The sequence below is a fragment of the Lysobacter korlensis genome, from assembly GCF_042434515.1.
Genome location: NZ_JBHLTG010000008.1, coordinates 81,136 through 97,753, shown reverse-complemented (window position 1 = coordinate 97,753; position 16,618 = coordinate 81,136). Strand labels below are relative to the sequence as shown.

17 protein-coding genes are annotated in these 16,618 nt (G+C 67.6%); 5 read left to right on the top strand and 12 right to left on the bottom strand.

Annotation, left to right across the window (positions count from 1 at the left end; translation table 11 throughout):
- The first annotated feature begins 66 nt into the window (after positions 1 to 66).
- From helR to ACFFGH_RS26905, 3 genes are all read left to right on the top strand, one after another.
- A complete protein-coding gene (gene helR / locus ACFFGH_RS26915; RefSeq protein WP_386674171.1) occupies positions 67 to 2,211 on the top strand; it encodes an RNA polymerase recycling motor ATPase HelR in 2,145 nt (714 codons plus the stop codon).
- Positions 2,212 to 2,236: 25 nt separating this feature from the next.
- Positions 2,237 to 3,118, top strand: a complete 882-nt coding sequence (locus ACFFGH_RS26910; RefSeq protein ID WP_386674168.1) for an aminoglycoside phosphotransferase family protein — start codon at positions 2,237 to 2,239, stop codon at positions 3,116 to 3,118.
- Between the two features lie 81 nt (positions 3,119 to 3,199).
- The gene (locus tag ACFFGH_RS26905; protein ID WP_386674165.1) at positions 3,200 to 3,796 is read left to right on the top strand and encodes a dihydrofolate reductase family protein; all 597 of its coding nucleotides are present in this window, start codon (positions 3,200 to 3,202) and stop codon (positions 3,794 to 3,796) included.
- Positions 3,797 to 3,809: 13 nt separating this feature from the next.
- Here the strand turns inward: ACFFGH_RS26905 and ACFFGH_RS26900 are convergent, their stop codons facing one another.
- The 3 genes from ACFFGH_RS26900 to ACFFGH_RS26890 form a co-directional block, all read right to left on the bottom strand.
- Positions 3,810 to 4,631, bottom strand: coding sequence for an MBL fold metallo-hydrolase (locus ACFFGH_RS26900; protein WP_386674162.1), 822 nt, complete (start codon positions 4,629 to 4,631; stop codon positions 3,810 to 3,812).
- Positions 4,632 to 4,711: 80 nt separating this feature from the next.
- The gene (locus ACFFGH_RS26895; protein WP_386674159.1) at positions 4,712 to 5,440 is read right to left on the bottom strand and encodes a protein rep; all 729 of its coding nucleotides are present in this window, start codon (positions 5,438 to 5,440) and stop codon (positions 4,712 to 4,714) included.
- Positions 5,441 to 5,667: 227 nt separating this feature from the next.
- Complete coding sequence (locus ACFFGH_RS26890) at positions 5,668 to 6,006, bottom strand: hypothetical protein (protein ID WP_386674156.1); 339 nt, start codon at positions 6,004 to 6,006, stop codon at positions 5,668 to 5,670.
- A 272-nt stretch (positions 6,007 to 6,278) separates the two neighbouring features.
- On the opposite strand from ACFFGH_RS26890, the gene ACFFGH_RS26885 reads away from it, so the two are divergent.
- A complete protein-coding gene (locus ACFFGH_RS26885; RefSeq protein ID WP_386674153.1) occupies positions 6,279 to 6,677 on the top strand; it encodes a hypothetical protein in 399 nt (132 codons plus the stop codon).
- 64 nt (positions 6,678 to 6,741) lie between these two features.
- On the opposite strand, the gene ACFFGH_RS26880 is transcribed toward ACFFGH_RS26885, so the two are convergent.
- The 6 genes from ACFFGH_RS26880 to ACFFGH_RS26855 form a co-directional block, all read right to left on the bottom strand.
- On the bottom strand, positions 6,742 to 7,638 hold the full coding sequence (locus ACFFGH_RS26880; RefSeq protein WP_386674150.1) for a DUF2971 domain-containing protein: 897 nt from the start codon (positions 7,636 to 7,638) through the stop codon (positions 6,742 to 6,744).
- A gap of 7 nt (positions 7,639 to 7,645) precedes the next feature.
- On the bottom strand, positions 7,646 to 8,053 hold the full coding sequence (locus ACFFGH_RS26875) for a FlgT C-terminal domain-containing protein (RefSeq protein WP_386674148.1): 408 nt from the start codon (positions 8,051 to 8,053) through the stop codon (positions 7,646 to 7,648).
- Entirely contained in the window at positions 8,046 to 8,786 is a 741-nt protein-coding gene (locus ACFFGH_RS26870) for a hypothetical protein (protein WP_386674145.1), read from the bottom strand. Before ACFFGH_RS26870 ends, ACFFGH_RS26875 begins: the two co-directional genes overlap by 8 nt.
- A gap of 61 nt (positions 8,787 to 8,847) precedes the next feature.
- A complete protein-coding gene (locus tag ACFFGH_RS26865; protein ID WP_386674142.1) occupies positions 8,848 to 9,207 on the bottom strand; it encodes a hypothetical protein in 360 nt (119 codons plus the stop codon).
- 249 nt (positions 9,208 to 9,456) lie between these two features.
- Positions 9,457 to 10,551 (bottom strand): thioredoxin family protein, encoded by a 1,095-nt coding sequence (locus ACFFGH_RS26860; RefSeq protein WP_386674139.1) that lies wholly within the window; start codon positions 10,549 to 10,551, stop codon positions 9,457 to 9,459.
- 39 nt (positions 10,552 to 10,590) lie between these two features.
- A complete protein-coding gene (locus ACFFGH_RS26855) occupies positions 10,591 to 11,838 on the bottom strand; it encodes an epoxide hydrolase family protein (protein ID WP_386674136.1) in 1,248 nt (415 codons plus the stop codon).
- Positions 11,839 to 12,191: 353 nt separating this feature from the next.
- On the opposite strand from ACFFGH_RS26855, the gene ACFFGH_RS26850 reads away from it, so the two are divergent.
- Positions 12,192 to 13,259 (top strand): Gfo/Idh/MocA family protein, encoded by a 1,068-nt coding sequence (locus ACFFGH_RS26850; protein ID WP_386674133.1) that lies wholly within the window; start codon positions 12,192 to 12,194, stop codon positions 13,257 to 13,259.
- A 58-nt stretch (positions 13,260 to 13,317) separates the two neighbouring features.
- Here ACFFGH_RS26850 and ACFFGH_RS26845 read toward each other — a convergent pair whose 3' ends face one another.
- The 3 genes from ACFFGH_RS26845 to ACFFGH_RS26835 are packed head-to-tail and all read right to left on the bottom strand — an operon-like array spanning position 13,318 to position 16,570.
- Positions 13,318 to 13,797, bottom strand: a complete 480-nt coding sequence (locus ACFFGH_RS26845) for an NUDIX hydrolase (RefSeq protein WP_386674130.1) — start codon at positions 13,795 to 13,797, stop codon at positions 13,318 to 13,320.
- Entirely contained in the window at positions 13,794 to 15,812 is a 2,019-nt protein-coding gene (locus tag ACFFGH_RS26840) for a S9 family peptidase (protein WP_386674127.1), read from the bottom strand. Before ACFFGH_RS26840 ends, ACFFGH_RS26845 begins: the two co-directional genes overlap by 4 nt.
- Entirely contained in the window at positions 15,809 to 16,570 is a 762-nt protein-coding gene (locus ACFFGH_RS26835; RefSeq protein WP_386674124.1) for an SDR family oxidoreductase, read from the bottom strand. The genes ACFFGH_RS26840 and ACFFGH_RS26835 overlap by 4 nt, the downstream gene beginning before the upstream one ends.
- Positions 16,571 to 16,618 lie beyond the last annotated feature (48 nt).

Sequence of the window (16,618 nt, the reverse complement as noted above, 5' to 3'; positions counted from 1 at the left end):
CTCTCAATCTATAGCGCAGCGGGGGGCTTGCCACAAGACCCCTGTGGTGGTCGAGAATCGTCGACCGTGCACCTGACTACCAGCGCGTTCAACCTTCCCGACCGGCTCACGGCCAAGGCCGACCCGGCCATGATCGCCGACGACGAGCGGCACTTCGCGGCAATCGCCGAAACGCTCACAGAGTCGATCTCCGACCTCTGCGATCGCCTCGACGCCGAGCGCAAGAAGCCCGGCGGAACAGGCCAGTCGGCGATGGAACGCGACCTGGAGATCCACCGGCTGACCGCACGACTGCGGGCACTGCGCCGCTTCAGCCTGGACCTCTGTCTCGGCCGCATCGTGAGCGCGGATACCGGGGTGCCGGTCTACATCGGCCGGCTCGGCCTCGCCGACCGCGATGGCCGGCAGCTTCTGATCGACTGGCGCGCCCCCGCTGCCGAACCGTTCTTCGCCGCGACCCATGCCGAACCGATGGGTTTGGCGAGCCGCCGCAGGTACCGCTGGACCGGCGGCCGGGTCAGCGACTACTGGGACGAGGTCTTCACCGCGGACGGGCTGGTCGGGCACGCCGCCCTCGACGACCAGTCGGCGTTCCTCGCCAGCCTCGGCACCAGCCGGTCGCCCCGCATGCGCGACGTGCTCGGCACGATCCAGGCGGATCAGGACGCCATCATCCGGGCTGGATCCCGGGGCGCGCTGGTCGTCGACGGAGGCCCGGGCACCGGCAAGACGGTGGTCGCCCTGCATCGTGCTGCGTACCTTCTCTACTCCGAGCCGCAGCTGGCTCGCGGTGGAGGCGTGCTGGTGGTCGGACCGCACCAGCCGTACCTCGCATATGTGGCTGATGTGCTGCCGAGCCTGGGGGAGGAGGGTGTGCAGCTCTGCACGCCGCGGGACCTGGTGATCGAGGGAGCCGAGGCGGTGTCGGAGCTCGACCCGGAGGTCGCCCGGCTGAAGTCCTCAGCAGACCTCGTGACTGCAGTCGAGAGCGCCGTCGGGTACTACGAGAAGCCGCCGTCGAAGGGGATGACGGTGGAGACGCCCTGGACGGACATCTGGTTGAGCGCCGCTGAGTGGGCTGAGGCATTCGATGCCGCGGAACCGGGAAGCCCGCACAACGACTCCCGTGACCGAGTCTGGGAGGCGCTGCTCGACATCCTGATGGACCAGGTCGATGAGGACGACGCGCCTCCCCACCTGCTCCGCCGGTCTCTGCTGCAGAACGAGCAGCTGACCACCACCTTCGCGAAGGCATGGCCACTGCTCGACCCGGCCGGCGTCGTCGCGGACCTGTGGTCGGTGCCCGCCTACCTCCGGATCTGCGCTCCCTGGCTGACTGAGGATGAGGTGCAGAGCCTGCAACGCCCCGAGGCCCGCGCCTGGACCGTTCCCGATCTGCCCTTCCTTGACGCCGCGCGCCAGCGGATCGGCGATCCGGAGGCCTCGCGACGGCGACGACGGCAGGAGGCAGCACTCGCCGCTGAGCGCGAGCAGCGCGAAATGGTCGCCGACCATCTGATCGCCGCGGACGACTCCGAGATGTCGATCATGTCCATGCTGCGGGGGCAGGACTTCGACACCACGCTGGTCGACGAGGCCGCTTCGCTGGCGCCCGACCCCGATCTACTCGCCGGCCCGTTCGCGCACATCGTCGTGGACGAGGCGCAGGAGCTGACCGACGCGGAATGGCAGATGCTGCTGCGCCGTGCGCCGTCCCGGAGCTTCACGATCGTGGGGGACCGGGCCCAGGCCAGGCACGGGTTCACGGAGACGTGGGAGCACCGGCTGAAGCGGGTCGGGCTCAGGAACGTCCATCTGGCTTCGCTGAGCATCAACTACCGCACGCCGGAAGAGGTCATGACGGAGGCCGAGCCGGTCATCCGGGCGGCGCTGCCCGATGCGAACGTGCCGACGTCCATCCGCAGCAGCGGAGTCCCGGTCGCACATGGACCGGCCTCGGACCTGGAGACGGTGCTCGAGGACTGGCTCGCCGCGCACACCGAGGGCATCGCCTGCGTGATCGGCGACGGAAGATTCCGGGGGAGTGCCCGAGTCCGGTCACTGTCCCCAGAACTCGCGAAAGGCCTCGAGTTCGACCTCGTCGTCCTCATCGACCCGCACAAATTCGGCGACGGCATCGAAGGCGCGGTCGACCGTTACGTCGCGATGACGCGCGCCACCCAGCGGCTGGTCATCCTGACGAGCAGCTGACCGGGCGCATCGATAACGTGGGCGGATGAGAACCGACCGGGTCGACGCGGCGAGCATCGACGAAGCGCTGGTCCGCGAGCTCCTCGTCGAGCAGTTTCCTCAGTGGCGTGACCTGCCGATCCGTCCGGTTGAGGGAGGCGGCAACGATCACCGGAACTTCCGCCTCGGCGATGCACTGAGCGTCCGGCTGCCGAGCGCGCCGGGTTACGTGCCCCAGGTGGAGAAAGAGCAGACCTGGCTCCCGCGCCTGGCGCCCGTGTTGCCGCTGCCGATTCCGACGGTGCATGGAACGGGCCGGCCGTCGGTGCGGTTTCCCGCGCCCTGGTCCGTATACGGGTGGCTTCCGGGGGAGACGGCGTCGACCACGGACATCACCGATCCCGTGCGACTTGCGGCCGAGCTGGCCGAATTCCTCGTGGTGCTGCGATCCGCGGACACCTCGGGCGCCCCGGGCCCCGGACTGCACAGCGCATTCCGCGGAGCCCCGCTCGACCACCTCGACGACGAGATGGGAGCCCTGCTCGAGCGCGTGCAGGGGAGCGAACGAGACCGGGCGGCGGGGCTCTGGCGCGACGCACTGGCGGCCCGCTATACCGATGCGCCGGTGTGGTTCCACGGCGACGTCTCGTTCCACAACCTGCTCATCCGGGACGGGGAGCTCGCCGCGGTGATCGACTTCGGGTGTGCCGGGGTCGGCGATCCCGCGTGCGACACGGTCGTCGTCTGGACGTTCCTCAGCGGCGCCGCGCGCAACGCCTACCGGAGTGGGCTCGCGGTCGACGACGCGACGTGGGCGCGCGGCCGCGGTTGGGCGCTGTGGAAGGGGCTCATCATGATCACCAACAAGCCGCCCGGCCAGGCGGAGTTCGCGCGTCACGTGCTGGACGAGCTGTTCGCCGGCGTGTGAGCGCGGGGGAGCGCTCGACCTCGCCGACCGGCTGGGTCCGTTCCCTTCACCCGCCGAGTTCTCGCGGGCTAGCTTGGGGGGATGGCGTCCTTCACTGTCGACTTCTTCAGCAGTCTCGACGGCAACGGCTCCGCGCGGGGCTGGCCCGGATATTGGGGCAAGGAGGGCCCCGAGCTCCGCGAGGACCGGGTGCGCACCTTCGCGCAGGACCAGGTGCTCGTATTCGGCGCGACGACGTTCCGTGAGTTCCGGAAGTTCGTGGCCGAGTACGACGAGCCCTATTACGACAGCCTGAACAGGCTGCCGAAGCTCGTCTTCTCGAGCACGCTCGAAGAGCCGCTCGGGTGGGAGAACTCGACGCTCATCGCAGAGGATGCGGTGGTCGCGGTCGAGCGGCTGAAGCGTGAGACCGCTGTTCCGCTGCGCTCGCACGGCAGCATCTCGCTGAATCGCGCACTCCTGGCCGCCGGACTCGTCGACCGACTCGAGGTCATGCTCTTCCCTGCGATCACCGGGCGGGCCGGCTATGCGTCACTGTTCCAAGACGGGCCGGAGTTCGACCTCGAGCTGGTCGAATCGACGGTGCTCGACGGTCGCACGCAGAAGCTGGTGTACATCCCGCACCTGCACTCGGGCATCACTGAGGGCGTCGGACCCCAGCGGCGCGACGGGGGATAGGGAAAGCACGCCGCTATCCGGCCGCCTCGTTCTGCCCTTTCTGGGCGAGCCGCTGCAGCTGCCAGCTGTGCACCTCCGGCAGCCAATCCAGCGGGGCCGATGGACCGACCCGCGGGTCGTCGGGAACACCGCCGTCTCGCAGCGCCTCCACGTACGCCCGATCCTGTTCGATCCGTGCCAGGAGCTGTCCAGCTCGGCCGACCGAGCCGTGACCGGGGATGACCGCATCGACCCCGTCCGCCACGCTCTCGAACATCCGCAGCGCGGCGAGGTAGTCCTCGATCGGATCCGCGGCCTCCAGGTCGAGGAACGGCATCAGGATGTCGGACAGCATGTCGCCCGCCACGAGGACGCCGCGCTCCTCGATCAACAGCGCCGCGTGGCCTGGTGCATGTGCCCGATGCTCGAGGATCCGGACTTCGGGACCGTCCCAGGGAATCCGGGCAGCTCCGGCGGGCAGACCGGCGAGAAGTCCGAGCAGGGCCATCGGGATCTCGTCGGCGTACTCAGGGGGGAGTCCTTCGGCTATGCGGGCTTCCCAGTCCGCGTTCGACAGCACATCGTGGATGGAGGCCGCGCAGCGGGCCGTCCCGTACCGGGGCGGGTCGCCGAAGCTCCCGTGCCACAGCACATGGTCCCAGTCAGGATGCGTGGAGAATCCTGCCACGACGGGACGGCCGAGCTCGCGAAGGTCATCCGCGAGGTCCGCCATCTCGCTGCTCGTGATTCCAGGATCGATGAGCAGCACACCGGCGCGGCCCTGCACGACGACGGAATTGGTCCGGATGAACTCGCTCTCGTGAACGAGAACGCCCTCAGCGATCTCCGTCAGCATGAATCGCCTTCCGCTTGCTCCCTGCGACAGCTGTCGAGACAGTATTGCGTGGCGACCGGTCGACCGCGATGTGGATCACCTCAAGGCGAGCTGACATAATGTGCATTATCAGCGTTAGAATTCGCGAGGTTTTCGATGATCGACCAGTGCGACTTAGTTCCCTTCGCTCGGCCAAAACCAGACTTGGATTGCGACGTCGTCATCTCCAGATCGACCCGGCTGGCTTTGCCCTGATACGTCTGATCGGTGATGTACGCGCCGACGTCCGGCGCGTTCTCGACCCACGCGAGCTGCTGAGCGTCGACAGACACTCGGCCACCCTCAGCGACAACAATCTGCACCCACCGGCCCAGCATGTCCTGAACCGCGTGCTCGGCCGCTCCGCGGCCCGCCGCACGCGGCATCAGGACAAGCGGGTGCAGGTGCGGATGCCAGCCGTTCGCACCGATGTTGATTTCCAGCGACCGGATGAACTGGATCTGGCCACCCGCAGCGTCGACGATCTGCTGCCAGCCGGCGCCCTGAATCAGCCGGCGCCAGGAACGGTTCAGCGTACCGAGCGACATCGGCAACGGATCGTTCGGCCCATGGTGAACCGTCAGCGCACCGAAGAACATCGCGACGCCGTTGGCTTCGGCCCACTCAGTGACCGCCGCAACTTCTAGAGAACGGTACGCCGCGATCTTCGCCTGGCACGGCGGGCAGAGCCACACCGCGCCACAGGTCACCAGTCCCCCGTATGACGCCCGACCATCCGCCATGCGCAGCTCCACCGTTGACGAGTGCCGCACGCGGCCGCACTTCTGCACGTTCGGACGATGCGAGAGCCGCTGGACAGCCTCACGAGCTGCCCATCTCTCAGCCCGCCGATCAGCGCGCTGCTCCCCCGCCGAAACATTAACCGCGTAATTGTCTAGAGCCCCGGCCTGACGGCCGGGGGCAGTCGTAGAATCACCCATGTCGGGCTCGATTCCCGGCAGCCTCACCACAAGGCAGTTTCAGAACGCCGGGAGTTCCAGCTCCCGGCGTTCTCGCGTCAGGGCGTGACATCGACCCTGTACCGATCCGCCGCGACGCGGTCGGCTGCTTCCCCAATGGCGTCCCGCAGCGCTTCGTACAGGCGGGGGTCCAGTTCGACGCCCTCCGCAAACAGTTCCCGCTGCGGGCTTCCGGCAGTGACGATTTGCTGCAGGCGGCTCACGGTCATCCCGGCCGCGGCAGCCATGACGGAACGGCGCATGCCCTCCTGGCCGTCGAGCATCCGGAGAAAGTCGTCGCGGCAACGCTCCTGCAGCTGCAACTGCTCACGTACCTCCTCGACGCGCTGAGAGAGGCGGCGGACGAGGTCGAGGGCTTCTTCGGTCGAAATCTCCATGCACTGAGCTTACAAGTGCGCTTGCAATTGCGCTACAAGTGCGCTTGTATGTCACCACATCGACCCGTGCGGCTTTCGGCCGGAGATCGTACGGGACCACTCGCTCCGCGCACGGTCTCCCCCTCGACCGTTCCAGCGTGCCTGCGGAAGGTTCTCCGAACCTGCGCACGCCTGCTTCGCCGTGCCCGCGTCGAGGGAGACACCTTGCACTCCGCTCCCGGCCCCGTCCCCTGCAGGTGCCGAAAGGCGCACCCGACGCAGGGACAGGAGCAATGGAGCAGGAACGAGTCACGGAGCCCAAACCGGGCGAAGTGATCCTGCGCGTCAGCCTGCGCCCTGGATGGCAGCAGTGGATCCCTGAACCTCTCTACTCCGACGAAGTCACGAACCGGATGGCGAAGTACGCCCGATTGGCTTTACAGCAGTTCAAGAACGCTGACCACGTCGTTGTCACTGTTGTGGACGAGCACGGCGAGGTCCGGGAGTTGCTACAAGCAAGGACCGATAGTGAGCAGCTTGGGCCGGTGGTTCCCATGGCGGAATACATCCTGCTCCGCATGCAATACGAAGCCATGGCCCAACGAGTACTCGAGCTCGAGCTCGTCCTTGACAGTCTGGGCGTAAAGGAGCATCGGATAGCGCCGCGCACGACAACCCAAGGCCCCGAGTGACTCGAGCATCCGGGGCACCTCTGGCCCCGAGTGCGTTACATATCAAGTCGCGCCGCTCCGGTCCTCACCGGTACGGCGTGCCGGTCCTACCGTGCCAGCAACTGAACCCGAGTTTCTGCGCCATGAGGTGCTGCACTGCTTGCTGCTGAGCCCCAATATCCGTAGACGGTCCAACGATGGCGCCCGGACCGCCGAAGGACTCCTCACTTCGCATGGTGGGATGCTCAGGAGTGTGTAAGTCGAATCGCATGTAGACCTTCAGGCCGCTATCTCCCGGCATGAAGTGAAGTCGCGCGTCACCGACGTGGGAAGGGCGAGAGACCAGCCGCCATTCAAATTCCTCTTTGAACGTCGGGTGCTTCAGGAGCGGCCCGTATTGGGCGAGATCCGCGGCGAGCGATACGGCACATCGCTCACCTTCTTCGGCCTCGCGTGAAGGGTCACGCTCAATCTGACGCACGAAAGATTCAAGGTGGTGATCCACCAGTTCTCTGATTAGCCGCCACTGGGAGGCACCGTCATACAGGCACCGGGCGAGGAAAAACCCCTGCACGTTTGCCACGCTACGAAGGTGGTGCGCTGGCAACCCCAGAGCTACGCCACCGCTGCGAGGGCAGTACGCGCGCCACTGCGAGAGCACGTCTCGCTCGGCGCTCAGCGAAACGGTGTACACCTGTCGGTTCGTGAAGTGAACCGAATCCCTCATTCTCTCCAGTTGTGCGGCGACTCGCGGGTCCAAGTTGGATGCCGACTCCAGAATGCCCGCGATATAGACGCGGGCTTGCTCCGGTGCGTATTTCTGCTCGGTGGCGTCATTGAGGTCCGCCGCACGCCCGGCCCACATCTGCTTACTGTCGAGAATTCCAATCAGTCCCGCGCCGCCGGTGTAGTGGAACAAGTGCTTCGGAGGTTCCTCCGTCAGCAGCGAGTCGACGTAGGGCAGACGGCCGTCAGTAAGCATTGCTCCATCATGTTGTCGAGACCCAAGGATCGCTCTTGACTGGGCGCCGGACGACTGCTTCTTCACCCCGGTGGACGAGTATGACGTTCTTCCCCTCCTCGAAAGACTTATCAGTCACCTGCTTCAGCTTTGGAGTTCGCAAAATGCTTGCCGAGGAAGGCATCGGCTCGCGATCGGTGACACGGCAGATGCTGTATCTAGCGGCCACCGTATTGACTTTCAGTTTGAGTCGGGCAAGACGCACCTGACCAAGTGGTTCATCGGTTTCGGGATCTGTAATGTCCACCGTCCGAAAAAGCGTCACTTCGTCGCCGACCTCGATTCCGGAATCGGTCCCTTGATTCAGACTGAGCTGCGTCTCATCAACGACGCCAGCCACTTTCGCAGTCGCGACCACCATGTATTCGTCAGCCATCGAGGCCCTCCGTATCTGCCTGCACGATCACCTGTGGGGCTGAGAAGTCGGGCCCCGTCTCGAATGAAAAATCGGTGGTGAACGGCGCAAGCACCGCTCCTTTTGGCGCCGAGTCGTCTTCCCCGACCCTGGCAGCCAACCCCTCCCAGTACTTCTCCACGGTAGGCTCCACGCAGGTTAGTGGCACCCGGGCGCTTCCGGGCTGCGTGGCGAGAGCTTCGACCACTCCCCACACCTGTCCGGTGTACTCCGACCTGACCACGAATCGCGCGCCTTCTGGAACCGATGAATCCTGCGCTTCTCCAACCAGGATGAGTTCTCCGTGGTACTCCGCCACGCCTACGAGCCGAGGCGGTTCCACGCCATCCGCTTTCACCGCGCCGAGGATCCGGTTCTCGCCTTCCCTTACACCCTCAGCTCGAGCGGTGTGCAGGTTCTCGTTCAGGTCCTTGTTCTCGGCTTCAAGTTCCGCGACGCGATCCTTCAGGGTGCCGACCTGCAGGAGAAGTTTTGGGTAAGTCCGTAGCTTCTGAGCCCCGTCGAGAAGCGCGGGCCCGATGCCAAACAGTAGAGCAACGACGGCGGCAACCGCCACGATCAGCCAGAACAACCAGACCACCTTGGCGGCCTCTGCGGCCAGGTAGGAGGCCACGAGGCCGGCGCCCGAGCCGACCGCTACCCAGAACAACACGAGGGCGCGCCAGAATCGTCGCAACAGCACTCCCTCCAGCAAGGCTCAGATTGAGACTACCGGCGTCGAAGGAGGCGAACTCGCGACTGGCGCCTTTGCTGCCTCAGTAGGGCGCTTCCAGGAACTCGACTCCGTTGACGGTCCAAAGGACCGCTAACGCCTCCCAGCCGCCGCTCTCCAGGGTCGACAGTGAACGCAGCGCGAGTTTCAAATCCCGCACGCGTTCCCAGCCCATCGGCGTCAGCTCGGCAACGACCCGGCCTTCATGCGCGCCCGCAACCGTTTCATCCGACCTCTCGCCCGTCAGTCCTGCCGCAGAACGAACGGCACGCGACCACGTCATCTGGCGTTTGCGGCGCGTGTGCGCCTCTAGATGCCAGTACTGAGCGGCATAATCCGCGAAATGTGCATTATCGGCGCATCGATAGGGCGGCCGAGAGGGGCATTCGGGCGGGCTGACCACCGGTTCACCCGACGCTCCTCCGATGGTCCAAGCCTGGGCCGCGGTCGGTTCGCTGTCCGAGTCGTCCGGATGCTCCAGTCGAGCAAATTTCCGGATTCGTGAACAGATGCTCGGCCAGTGAACTGAGGATGTCTCACCCGGCATCGCGCATCGAGTGGACGCAGATGGCTGGTTGCGCGGCCGGATGGCAGCCGTCTGCGTCAGCCCGGGAGGTTCTCTGGGGGAGTCGCTCCCCCAGTGCACCCGGGATCAGCCGAAGGTGAAGCAGTACGCCTCCGCACCGGCCTCGAGGAACTCGATCTGGAGCAGCCGCTCGGTGATCCGGCCGGGCTGGCGGATGAGCTGGTACGTGTTCTGATCGCGAACGGTCCCCCGGCCTTCCGCGTCCACGTCGCTCCCCCGGCTGTCACCCACGGGGTCGCCGTTGAGGGTGACCCGAAAAGGAACGCTGGTGTCCGATCTCCGGGGACCCATGACCAGGTTCAGGTCTCGGGCATGGAACTGGAACGAGATCCGTGCCCCCGGGGCGTTCGAGACGGCGGCGTGCCTGCCGAAGGTCCAGTTTCCGGTCAGATCCCACGTGTTGAGCGGCAACCGGGACGCCGCGGCGTAGTCGTAGGGTCTGTCGAACGCCGCGGTGCCCTCCGACGCGAAACCGCTGCTCTGCAGGTATCCCAGGTACGTCTCGGGTGACCGCAGCGACTGCCAGTCGGCGGCGACCTCGAGTCCGCGAGGCTGGACGTCGACGAGGTCGAGGTCGAGGTCGAGGTCCTGCGTCCCGGCCTCGACGAGGAGGCGCTGGATCACCATCTCGGTCTGGGCGTACTCCCCCTCGCCGAAATGGTGGTGCCGGATGCGCCCCTCCGTGTCGGCGATATAGACCGCCGGCCAGAAGCGGTTGGCGAACGCGCCCCAAACCGCATATCCACTGTCGATGGCGACCGGATGCTCCACCTGCAGAATGCGGGTCTGCGCGACGACATTGTCGACATCGCTCTCGAAGCCGAACTCCGGCGTGTGCACGCCCACCACTGTCAGGCCCGCGTCCTCGTACTTCGCCGCCCACGCGCGGACATACGGCAGCGTCCGGAGCCAGTTCACGCAGGTGTAGGTCCAGAAATCGACGAGCACGACCCGTCCGCGAAGCTTCTCGGGCGTCAACGGCTCGGAGTTCAGCCAGCCGGTGGCGCCGTCGAAGGGCGCAAGGCGCCCTTCGATCGGCAGCTCCCCTCTGTCGCTCCCCAGCCAGTGGGCGATCGATCGGACGATGCCGGTGCGGGCGTTGCCGCCCGGACGCGTCGGCGTCGCGCCCGGGTCGGCAAGCGGATTCCGTTCATCAAGCATTCAGAGCTCGCTCTCTCAGCGTCATCGACCGGCGCCTCATCACCGCAGTGGCCTGAACGCGGCCCGCATCTCAGCGCAGAAGACCTCCGGCTCCTCCCACGCGGCGAAGTGGCCGCCCCGGTCGGCCTCGTTGAAGTAGGCGAGGTCGGGGTAGATCGCCTCGACCCAGCTGCGCGGCGACGCCCAGATCTCGTCGGGGAACGTCGTGAAGGCGACCGGCACGTTCACCGGCGGTGGTGCCTGGCCGCTCGCCAGCGCAGCCGCCAGTGCTCGTGCGTCCTCCCAGTACGACCGGGCGGCGGACACTGCGGTGCCGGCAAGCCAGTACAGCGTGATGTTGTCCAGGATGTTGTCCCTGGTCAGGTTGCCCACAGGAGCGTGGTCGACGAACGCCCGGGAGATCTTGACGTAGCTGTCCGTGTCATGGTCGAGCATCCAGGCAGCCAGCCCGACGGGCGAATCCATCAACGAGTAGCCGATGGTCTGTGGTCGTGTCGCCATCTCGAGGAAGTAGCCGAAGCCGTCCTCCCGGAACCTCCCGAACGCTTCGGCTGCTGCGCGTTCCTTCTCCGACTCCCTGGGCAGCTGATCGCCCACTGCGAGCACCGCCGTGAGCAGGCTCAGGTGATAGCCGATCAGCCCCTCGACCCCCTGGCGGCCCATGAGGTCCGTGACCAGGGCACCCACGTCGCCGCCCTGCGCGACGTAGCGGGTGTAGCCCAGACGGTGCATCAGCTCCGCCCATGCGCGCGCGGTGCGTCCGGATTCCCAGCCGAGTTCGACTGGCTCGCCCGAGAAGCCATAGCCAGGCAGCGAGGGCAGCACCAGGTCGAATGCGTCCTCCGGGGTGCCGCCGTATTCGGTGGGGTCGGTCAGCGGGCCCACGGTGTCCAGGAGCTCCAGAACCGAGCCGGGCCAGCCATGCGTCATGATCAGCGGCATCGCGTTCTCATGGCGCGACCGGACGTGGATGAAGTGGATGTCCACACCGTCGATCTCCGTCGTGAACTGCGGCAGCGCGTTCAGTTTCGTCTCGACGCTGCGCATGTCGTACGCGGTCGTCCAGTAGCGGGCCAGCGCCTGCATCGTCGCCAGCTGCACGCCCTGGGAGCGATCCGGAACGAGCTCCTCCGAGGGCCAGCGCGTCGCCTCGATCCGGCGCCGGAGCTCCGTGAACCTCTCTTCGGGAATCCGGACCTCGAACGGACGCACGTCCGACGGACGCCTGTCGGTGCCGGTCTCAGCTTCCGTGATGACCGACGACAGCCCCGCGGGTTTTGCGAACATGGTGATCTCCTCCTGCAACGCACCCTGCACCGGAATGCGGAAGCGAATATGCGGTCGTCGGGACTCGTCGACCCAGGAGGGGCGGTGCACCCACTGGCACGATTGCGCGCGCGGACAGCCCTTGTGGGGCCGGTTCGCTGGCGGCAACACCTCGAAGTCGTACGGGGTGCGGCCGAACGATCAGATCCCGGCTTCCCAGTGCCGGCTCAGTTGTCCCGCATCCCAGACAGGGAGATACATGAAGGAATCCCGATGTACCGCACGCTACGCCCGCCCCTGACCGGTCGCCAAGGTCGAAGGTCCTATTTCGCGATCTGCCCCTGCGGCTCAGACGGTGCCGGTAGCGTTCCTGGGTGGCTACGAAATCACCTGCACCGTTGAGCTTCGTCCAGGTCGGGATGGGCGGCTGGGGCCGCTCCTGGGCCGAGGAGCTCCAGAAGTACCCGGAACTCTCGCACACCGTCGGCTACGTCGACGTCGAGCCGGAGATGCTGCGTCTGCTCCGCCGGGATGTCGGCATCCCGGAACCGCTCTGCTTCGGCAGCCTGCAGGATGCCCTCGCTGCCACGGAAGCCGAGGCGGTGCTCGTCACGACGGCGCTGCCCGGTCATGCGCCGGTCGCCATCGAGGCCCTGGAGGCGGGCAAGCACGTGCTGGTCGAGAAGCCGATCGCGCCGACCATCGCCGACGCGCGCCGCATGATCGACGCGGCCCAGGCGGCCGGGCGGATGCTGATGGTGAGCCAGAACTACCGGTTCTACCCGGCCGCCCAGACCGCCGCGCGGCTCGTTCGGGACGGCGAGCTCGGCCCGGTCGGGTCGGTGTCGCTGCAGTTCCGCAAGTACGGCAACACGGCGGACCCGGCGACGAACGCGCACTACCGGATCGCGCAGCCGCTGCTGCTCGACATGGCGATCCACCATTTCGATCTGATGCGCTTCGTGCTCGACGCGGAGCCGGTGAGCGTCGCCAGCGTGACGTCGAATCCGCCGTGGAGCCGATTCGTCGAGCCGCCCACCGCGGTGACCACCGTGCGCTTCCCGAACGACGTCACGGTGGCGTACGAGGGCAGCTGGGTGAGCTCCGGCCGGCCGACGACCTGGGCGGGCGATTGGCGCGTCGAGTGCGAGCAGGGGGCCATCGAATGGACGGGCCGTGACGACCTCACCACCGACTCCGACCGGGTGTTGATCCGCCGGCTGGGGAAGAAGCCCCAGGAGGTGAAGCTTCCGGCGATGGACCGGTTCGACCGGGCCGGATCGGTCCGGGAGTTCCGGGACGCGATCCGTGAGGGCCGCTCCCCCGTGACCAGCGGCGAGGCGAACCTCGGCACGCTCGCGCTCACCCTCGCGGCCATCGAGGCGTCCATCACCGGCCGGCCGCAGGACGTGGCCGCGATGCTGGACGGCGACGCAGCCTAGCCCGCGAGGAAGTCGCGGATCCCCTCGAGCACGAGCCGGTGATCCGGCGGTCGGTGCTTCAACGTGAGGGCGGACGAGGGGTAGGCAGCCGCCCGAGGGCGGATCGGGCGAGGCCGACGAACCCGTCGGGCTGGACGGGCTCAGGGGTCGACTCGAGCCCGTCGAGCGTCCACCAGCGGAACGCGAGCACATCGTCGTGCTCCTCGACGGTCCAGCCGGCGTTCGACGGCTCGAAGGAATCGGTCCGGTAGACGAAATAGGTCGCCGGCACGATGCCGATATCGCCGTTCACCCGGGGCACCGAGATCTCGGTGTGTCCCACCGGCTCCCCCAGCGAGCCGGCGACGAGGCCGGTCTCCTCCTGCAGCTCTCGCCGGGCAGCCTGCTCCGCGGACTCCCCCGGCTCGATGCCCCCGCCCGGCGTCAGCCATCGCGGCTGCCGGTCGACAAGTCGATGCCAGCGGGTGAGGAAGAGCAGCAGCCGGTCCTGCGCGTCGAACAGGAGCACGCGGGCCGTCGGACGGCGGAACTCGGTCACCGCCCGGAGGCCACCGGCAGGTGCCGGCTCCACCAGTCGAGGATCGCCTCGAATCGCTGCAGCCGATGCCGCGGCCGCCCCGTGCGGCTCAGCTCATGGTTCTCGCCGGGGAAGACCACCAGCTCGGTGTCCACACCGTTCGTCTTCAGCGACCAGAAGTACCGCTCCGCCTGCGACAGCGGACACCGCAGATCGTCGGCGGAGTGCAGCACCATCGTGGGCGCAGTGACGCGCTCCACGACCGCCTGGGGGCTCTGGGAGCGCACCAGCTCCGGATCGGTGCCGACGTACTCCTGCCCGAAGTAGCTGCCGATGTCGCTGGTGCCGGCGAAGAGCTCGGGGTCGAGGAAGCCGCGCTCCACGATGCCGGCGGCGAACCGGGATTCGTGCGCGAGGATCCACGCCGTCAGGTAGCCGCCGTACGAGCCGCCCATGATGCCGACGCGATCCCGGTCGAGCATCGCGTACGCGCCGAGCGCTCCGTCCAGGAAGTCGAGCACGTCATGCATGTCGACCGTGCCCATCGCCTGCCGGATGGCGCGGCCGTGGGCCTGCCCGTAGCCGGCGGAGCCGCGCGGGTTGCACATCACCACCGCATATCCGGCGGCCGCGTACACCTGTGCCTCGTCGAAGAGCCCGCAGGTGTACGTGTGGAACGGTCCGCCGTGGATGTTGAGGAGCACCGGATGCGGCCCATCACCCTCCGGCAGCACCACCCAGCCGTGCACCGGGTAGCCGTCCCGGCCGGCCACCGTCAGCTCCCGCGCGGGGCGGACGCCGGCGCCGTGGATGGCGGTGGAGAAGTCGGTGAGCACCGTGGCGCCCTCGTCTTCGAGCAGCGCAACCTCCCCGGTGCTGTCTGCCGCGGCGACGGTGACGACGACCGAGCCCCTTGCGGTCGCGGACCCGGTGACTTCCAGCGGGCCGGACGTCAGCGCCGTGTGGGTGCCGGACGCGGTGACCTTGATCAGCTGCAGCGTGCCGAGGGACCGGTTCTGGGCGAGCACCGACTCCTGGTCGACCGCGGTGAGCGACGCGTCGGCGTCCCCGAAATCCAGGTGCTCCGGTTCGGTGAGCCGACGGAACTCTTCCTTGACGCCGCCGATCACTCCCCCGTGGGTGTCGAGCACATAGACGGATGCGTTCCGGGCGACGAAGTCCGTTCCGGACTCCCCGAGCTCCTGCGCTGTGAAGAACAGCCGGCCTGGCCCTGCGAACACCAGGTCGTGCACGGCGAGGCTGCCGTGCGCCGCCGTGCGGTTGACCGGCTCTCCCCCGGCGGCCGGGAGTTCGTAGATGTCGGCCCTCAGGTCGTCGTCGCGCGCCTCGTGTCGGCTGGACACGAAGGCGATGCTCGTCCCGTCGGGCGAGAACCGCGGCGACCGGGCATCGAATCCGCCGGTCGTCAGCTGGCGCGGCTCGGGCACGGCGGGCGCCTCGTCGCCGTCCGGGGCGTCGGGTGACGGCGCCTGTTCGTAGCGGGGCTCCGCCGTCAGGTCCGGCACGTCGACGCGGAACAGGTGCGCCCGCTTGTCCACCACGTAGCCGACCCCGTTGGCCCGGTATCGCTTCTCGGTGAGCCGGCGCGGCGGCTCGGATGCGGGGTCGAGCCCCTCCACGGTCCCGTAGCGGCCGTGCTCGGGTTCCCGGGAGACGAAGACCAGGGAGCGGGAGTTCGGGGCCCAGTCGAACTCGGTCACCCCGAGCTTCCGGTCCGTGAGCGTGACCGTCTCTCCCCCGCCGATCGGCATCACGACGAGCTGCGGCGGCGTCGTGCGTCCAGCGCGCAGGAAGGCGATCGCCTCGCCGTCCGGCGAGAACTGCGGCGACGTGTCGCGGAACCCCTGGGTGACCCGGCGTGGGGTGCCGCCATGCAGGGGCACCGACCAGAGCTGGCCCACGGACGCGTCGGCACCGAGGTCCGGCCGGGTGACGCTGACGACGGCCCTGCCGCCGGCCGGGTCCACGGTCGGGCGGGAGACGGTGAGCAGCAGCTCGATGTCGGCCGGCTTCATCGCAGGAAGTCGGCCACGTCTCCCACGTACCGGGTGCTGTTCTCGGGTATCGGCTCGACGGCCGCGAGCGCGACCTCGGCGGCGAACTCGCCGACGTTGTAGAGGCGTCCGGCCGCCTCCTTGCGGGTGGCGATCGCGCCCGGGTTGGCCCGCTCCAGGAGCGTCGCGGTGATGGTGCCCTCGATCATGTCCCCGGAGACGACCACGAACCCGATGCCCTTCTGCGTGAGCTCCGGGATGCGGTCTCGGAGAGCGTCCTCGCCCGCCCGCTTGCTGAGCGCCACCGGCACGTACTCCGGCATCGTCTCGACGGTGCGGATGAAATGCGCCTGGTGGCTGGTGACGAACACCACGCGAGAACCTTCGGCGAGCAGCGGCAGGGCGGACTCCAGGACGTTCAGCTGTGCATCGCGGTTCAGTCGCATCGCATAGTCCTCACCCATGCCGCTCTCCATCCCGCCGGAGGCGTTCAGCACGAGCACATCGAGCCCGCCGAACTCCCGCTCGACCTGCCGGAACATCTCGGCGACGGACTCCGGGTCGGTGAGGTCGGCGCCGAGTGCGATCGCGCTGCCGGCGCCCGCGTTCAGTTCGTCGACGAGCTTCTGGGCCCGGGCGGCCTTGTTGCGATAGTTGACCACGACTCGCGCGCCCGCCTCGGCGAAGTAGCGTGCCGTGTCGGCGCCGATGCCGCGGGAGGAGCCGGTGACGAGAACTCGCTTGTCGGCCAGGGATCCGGGCTCAAGGGGATTGCTCACGAGGATCGACCCTAGCAACAGCGTCTGGCCGCATCCCCTGCCCCCGCA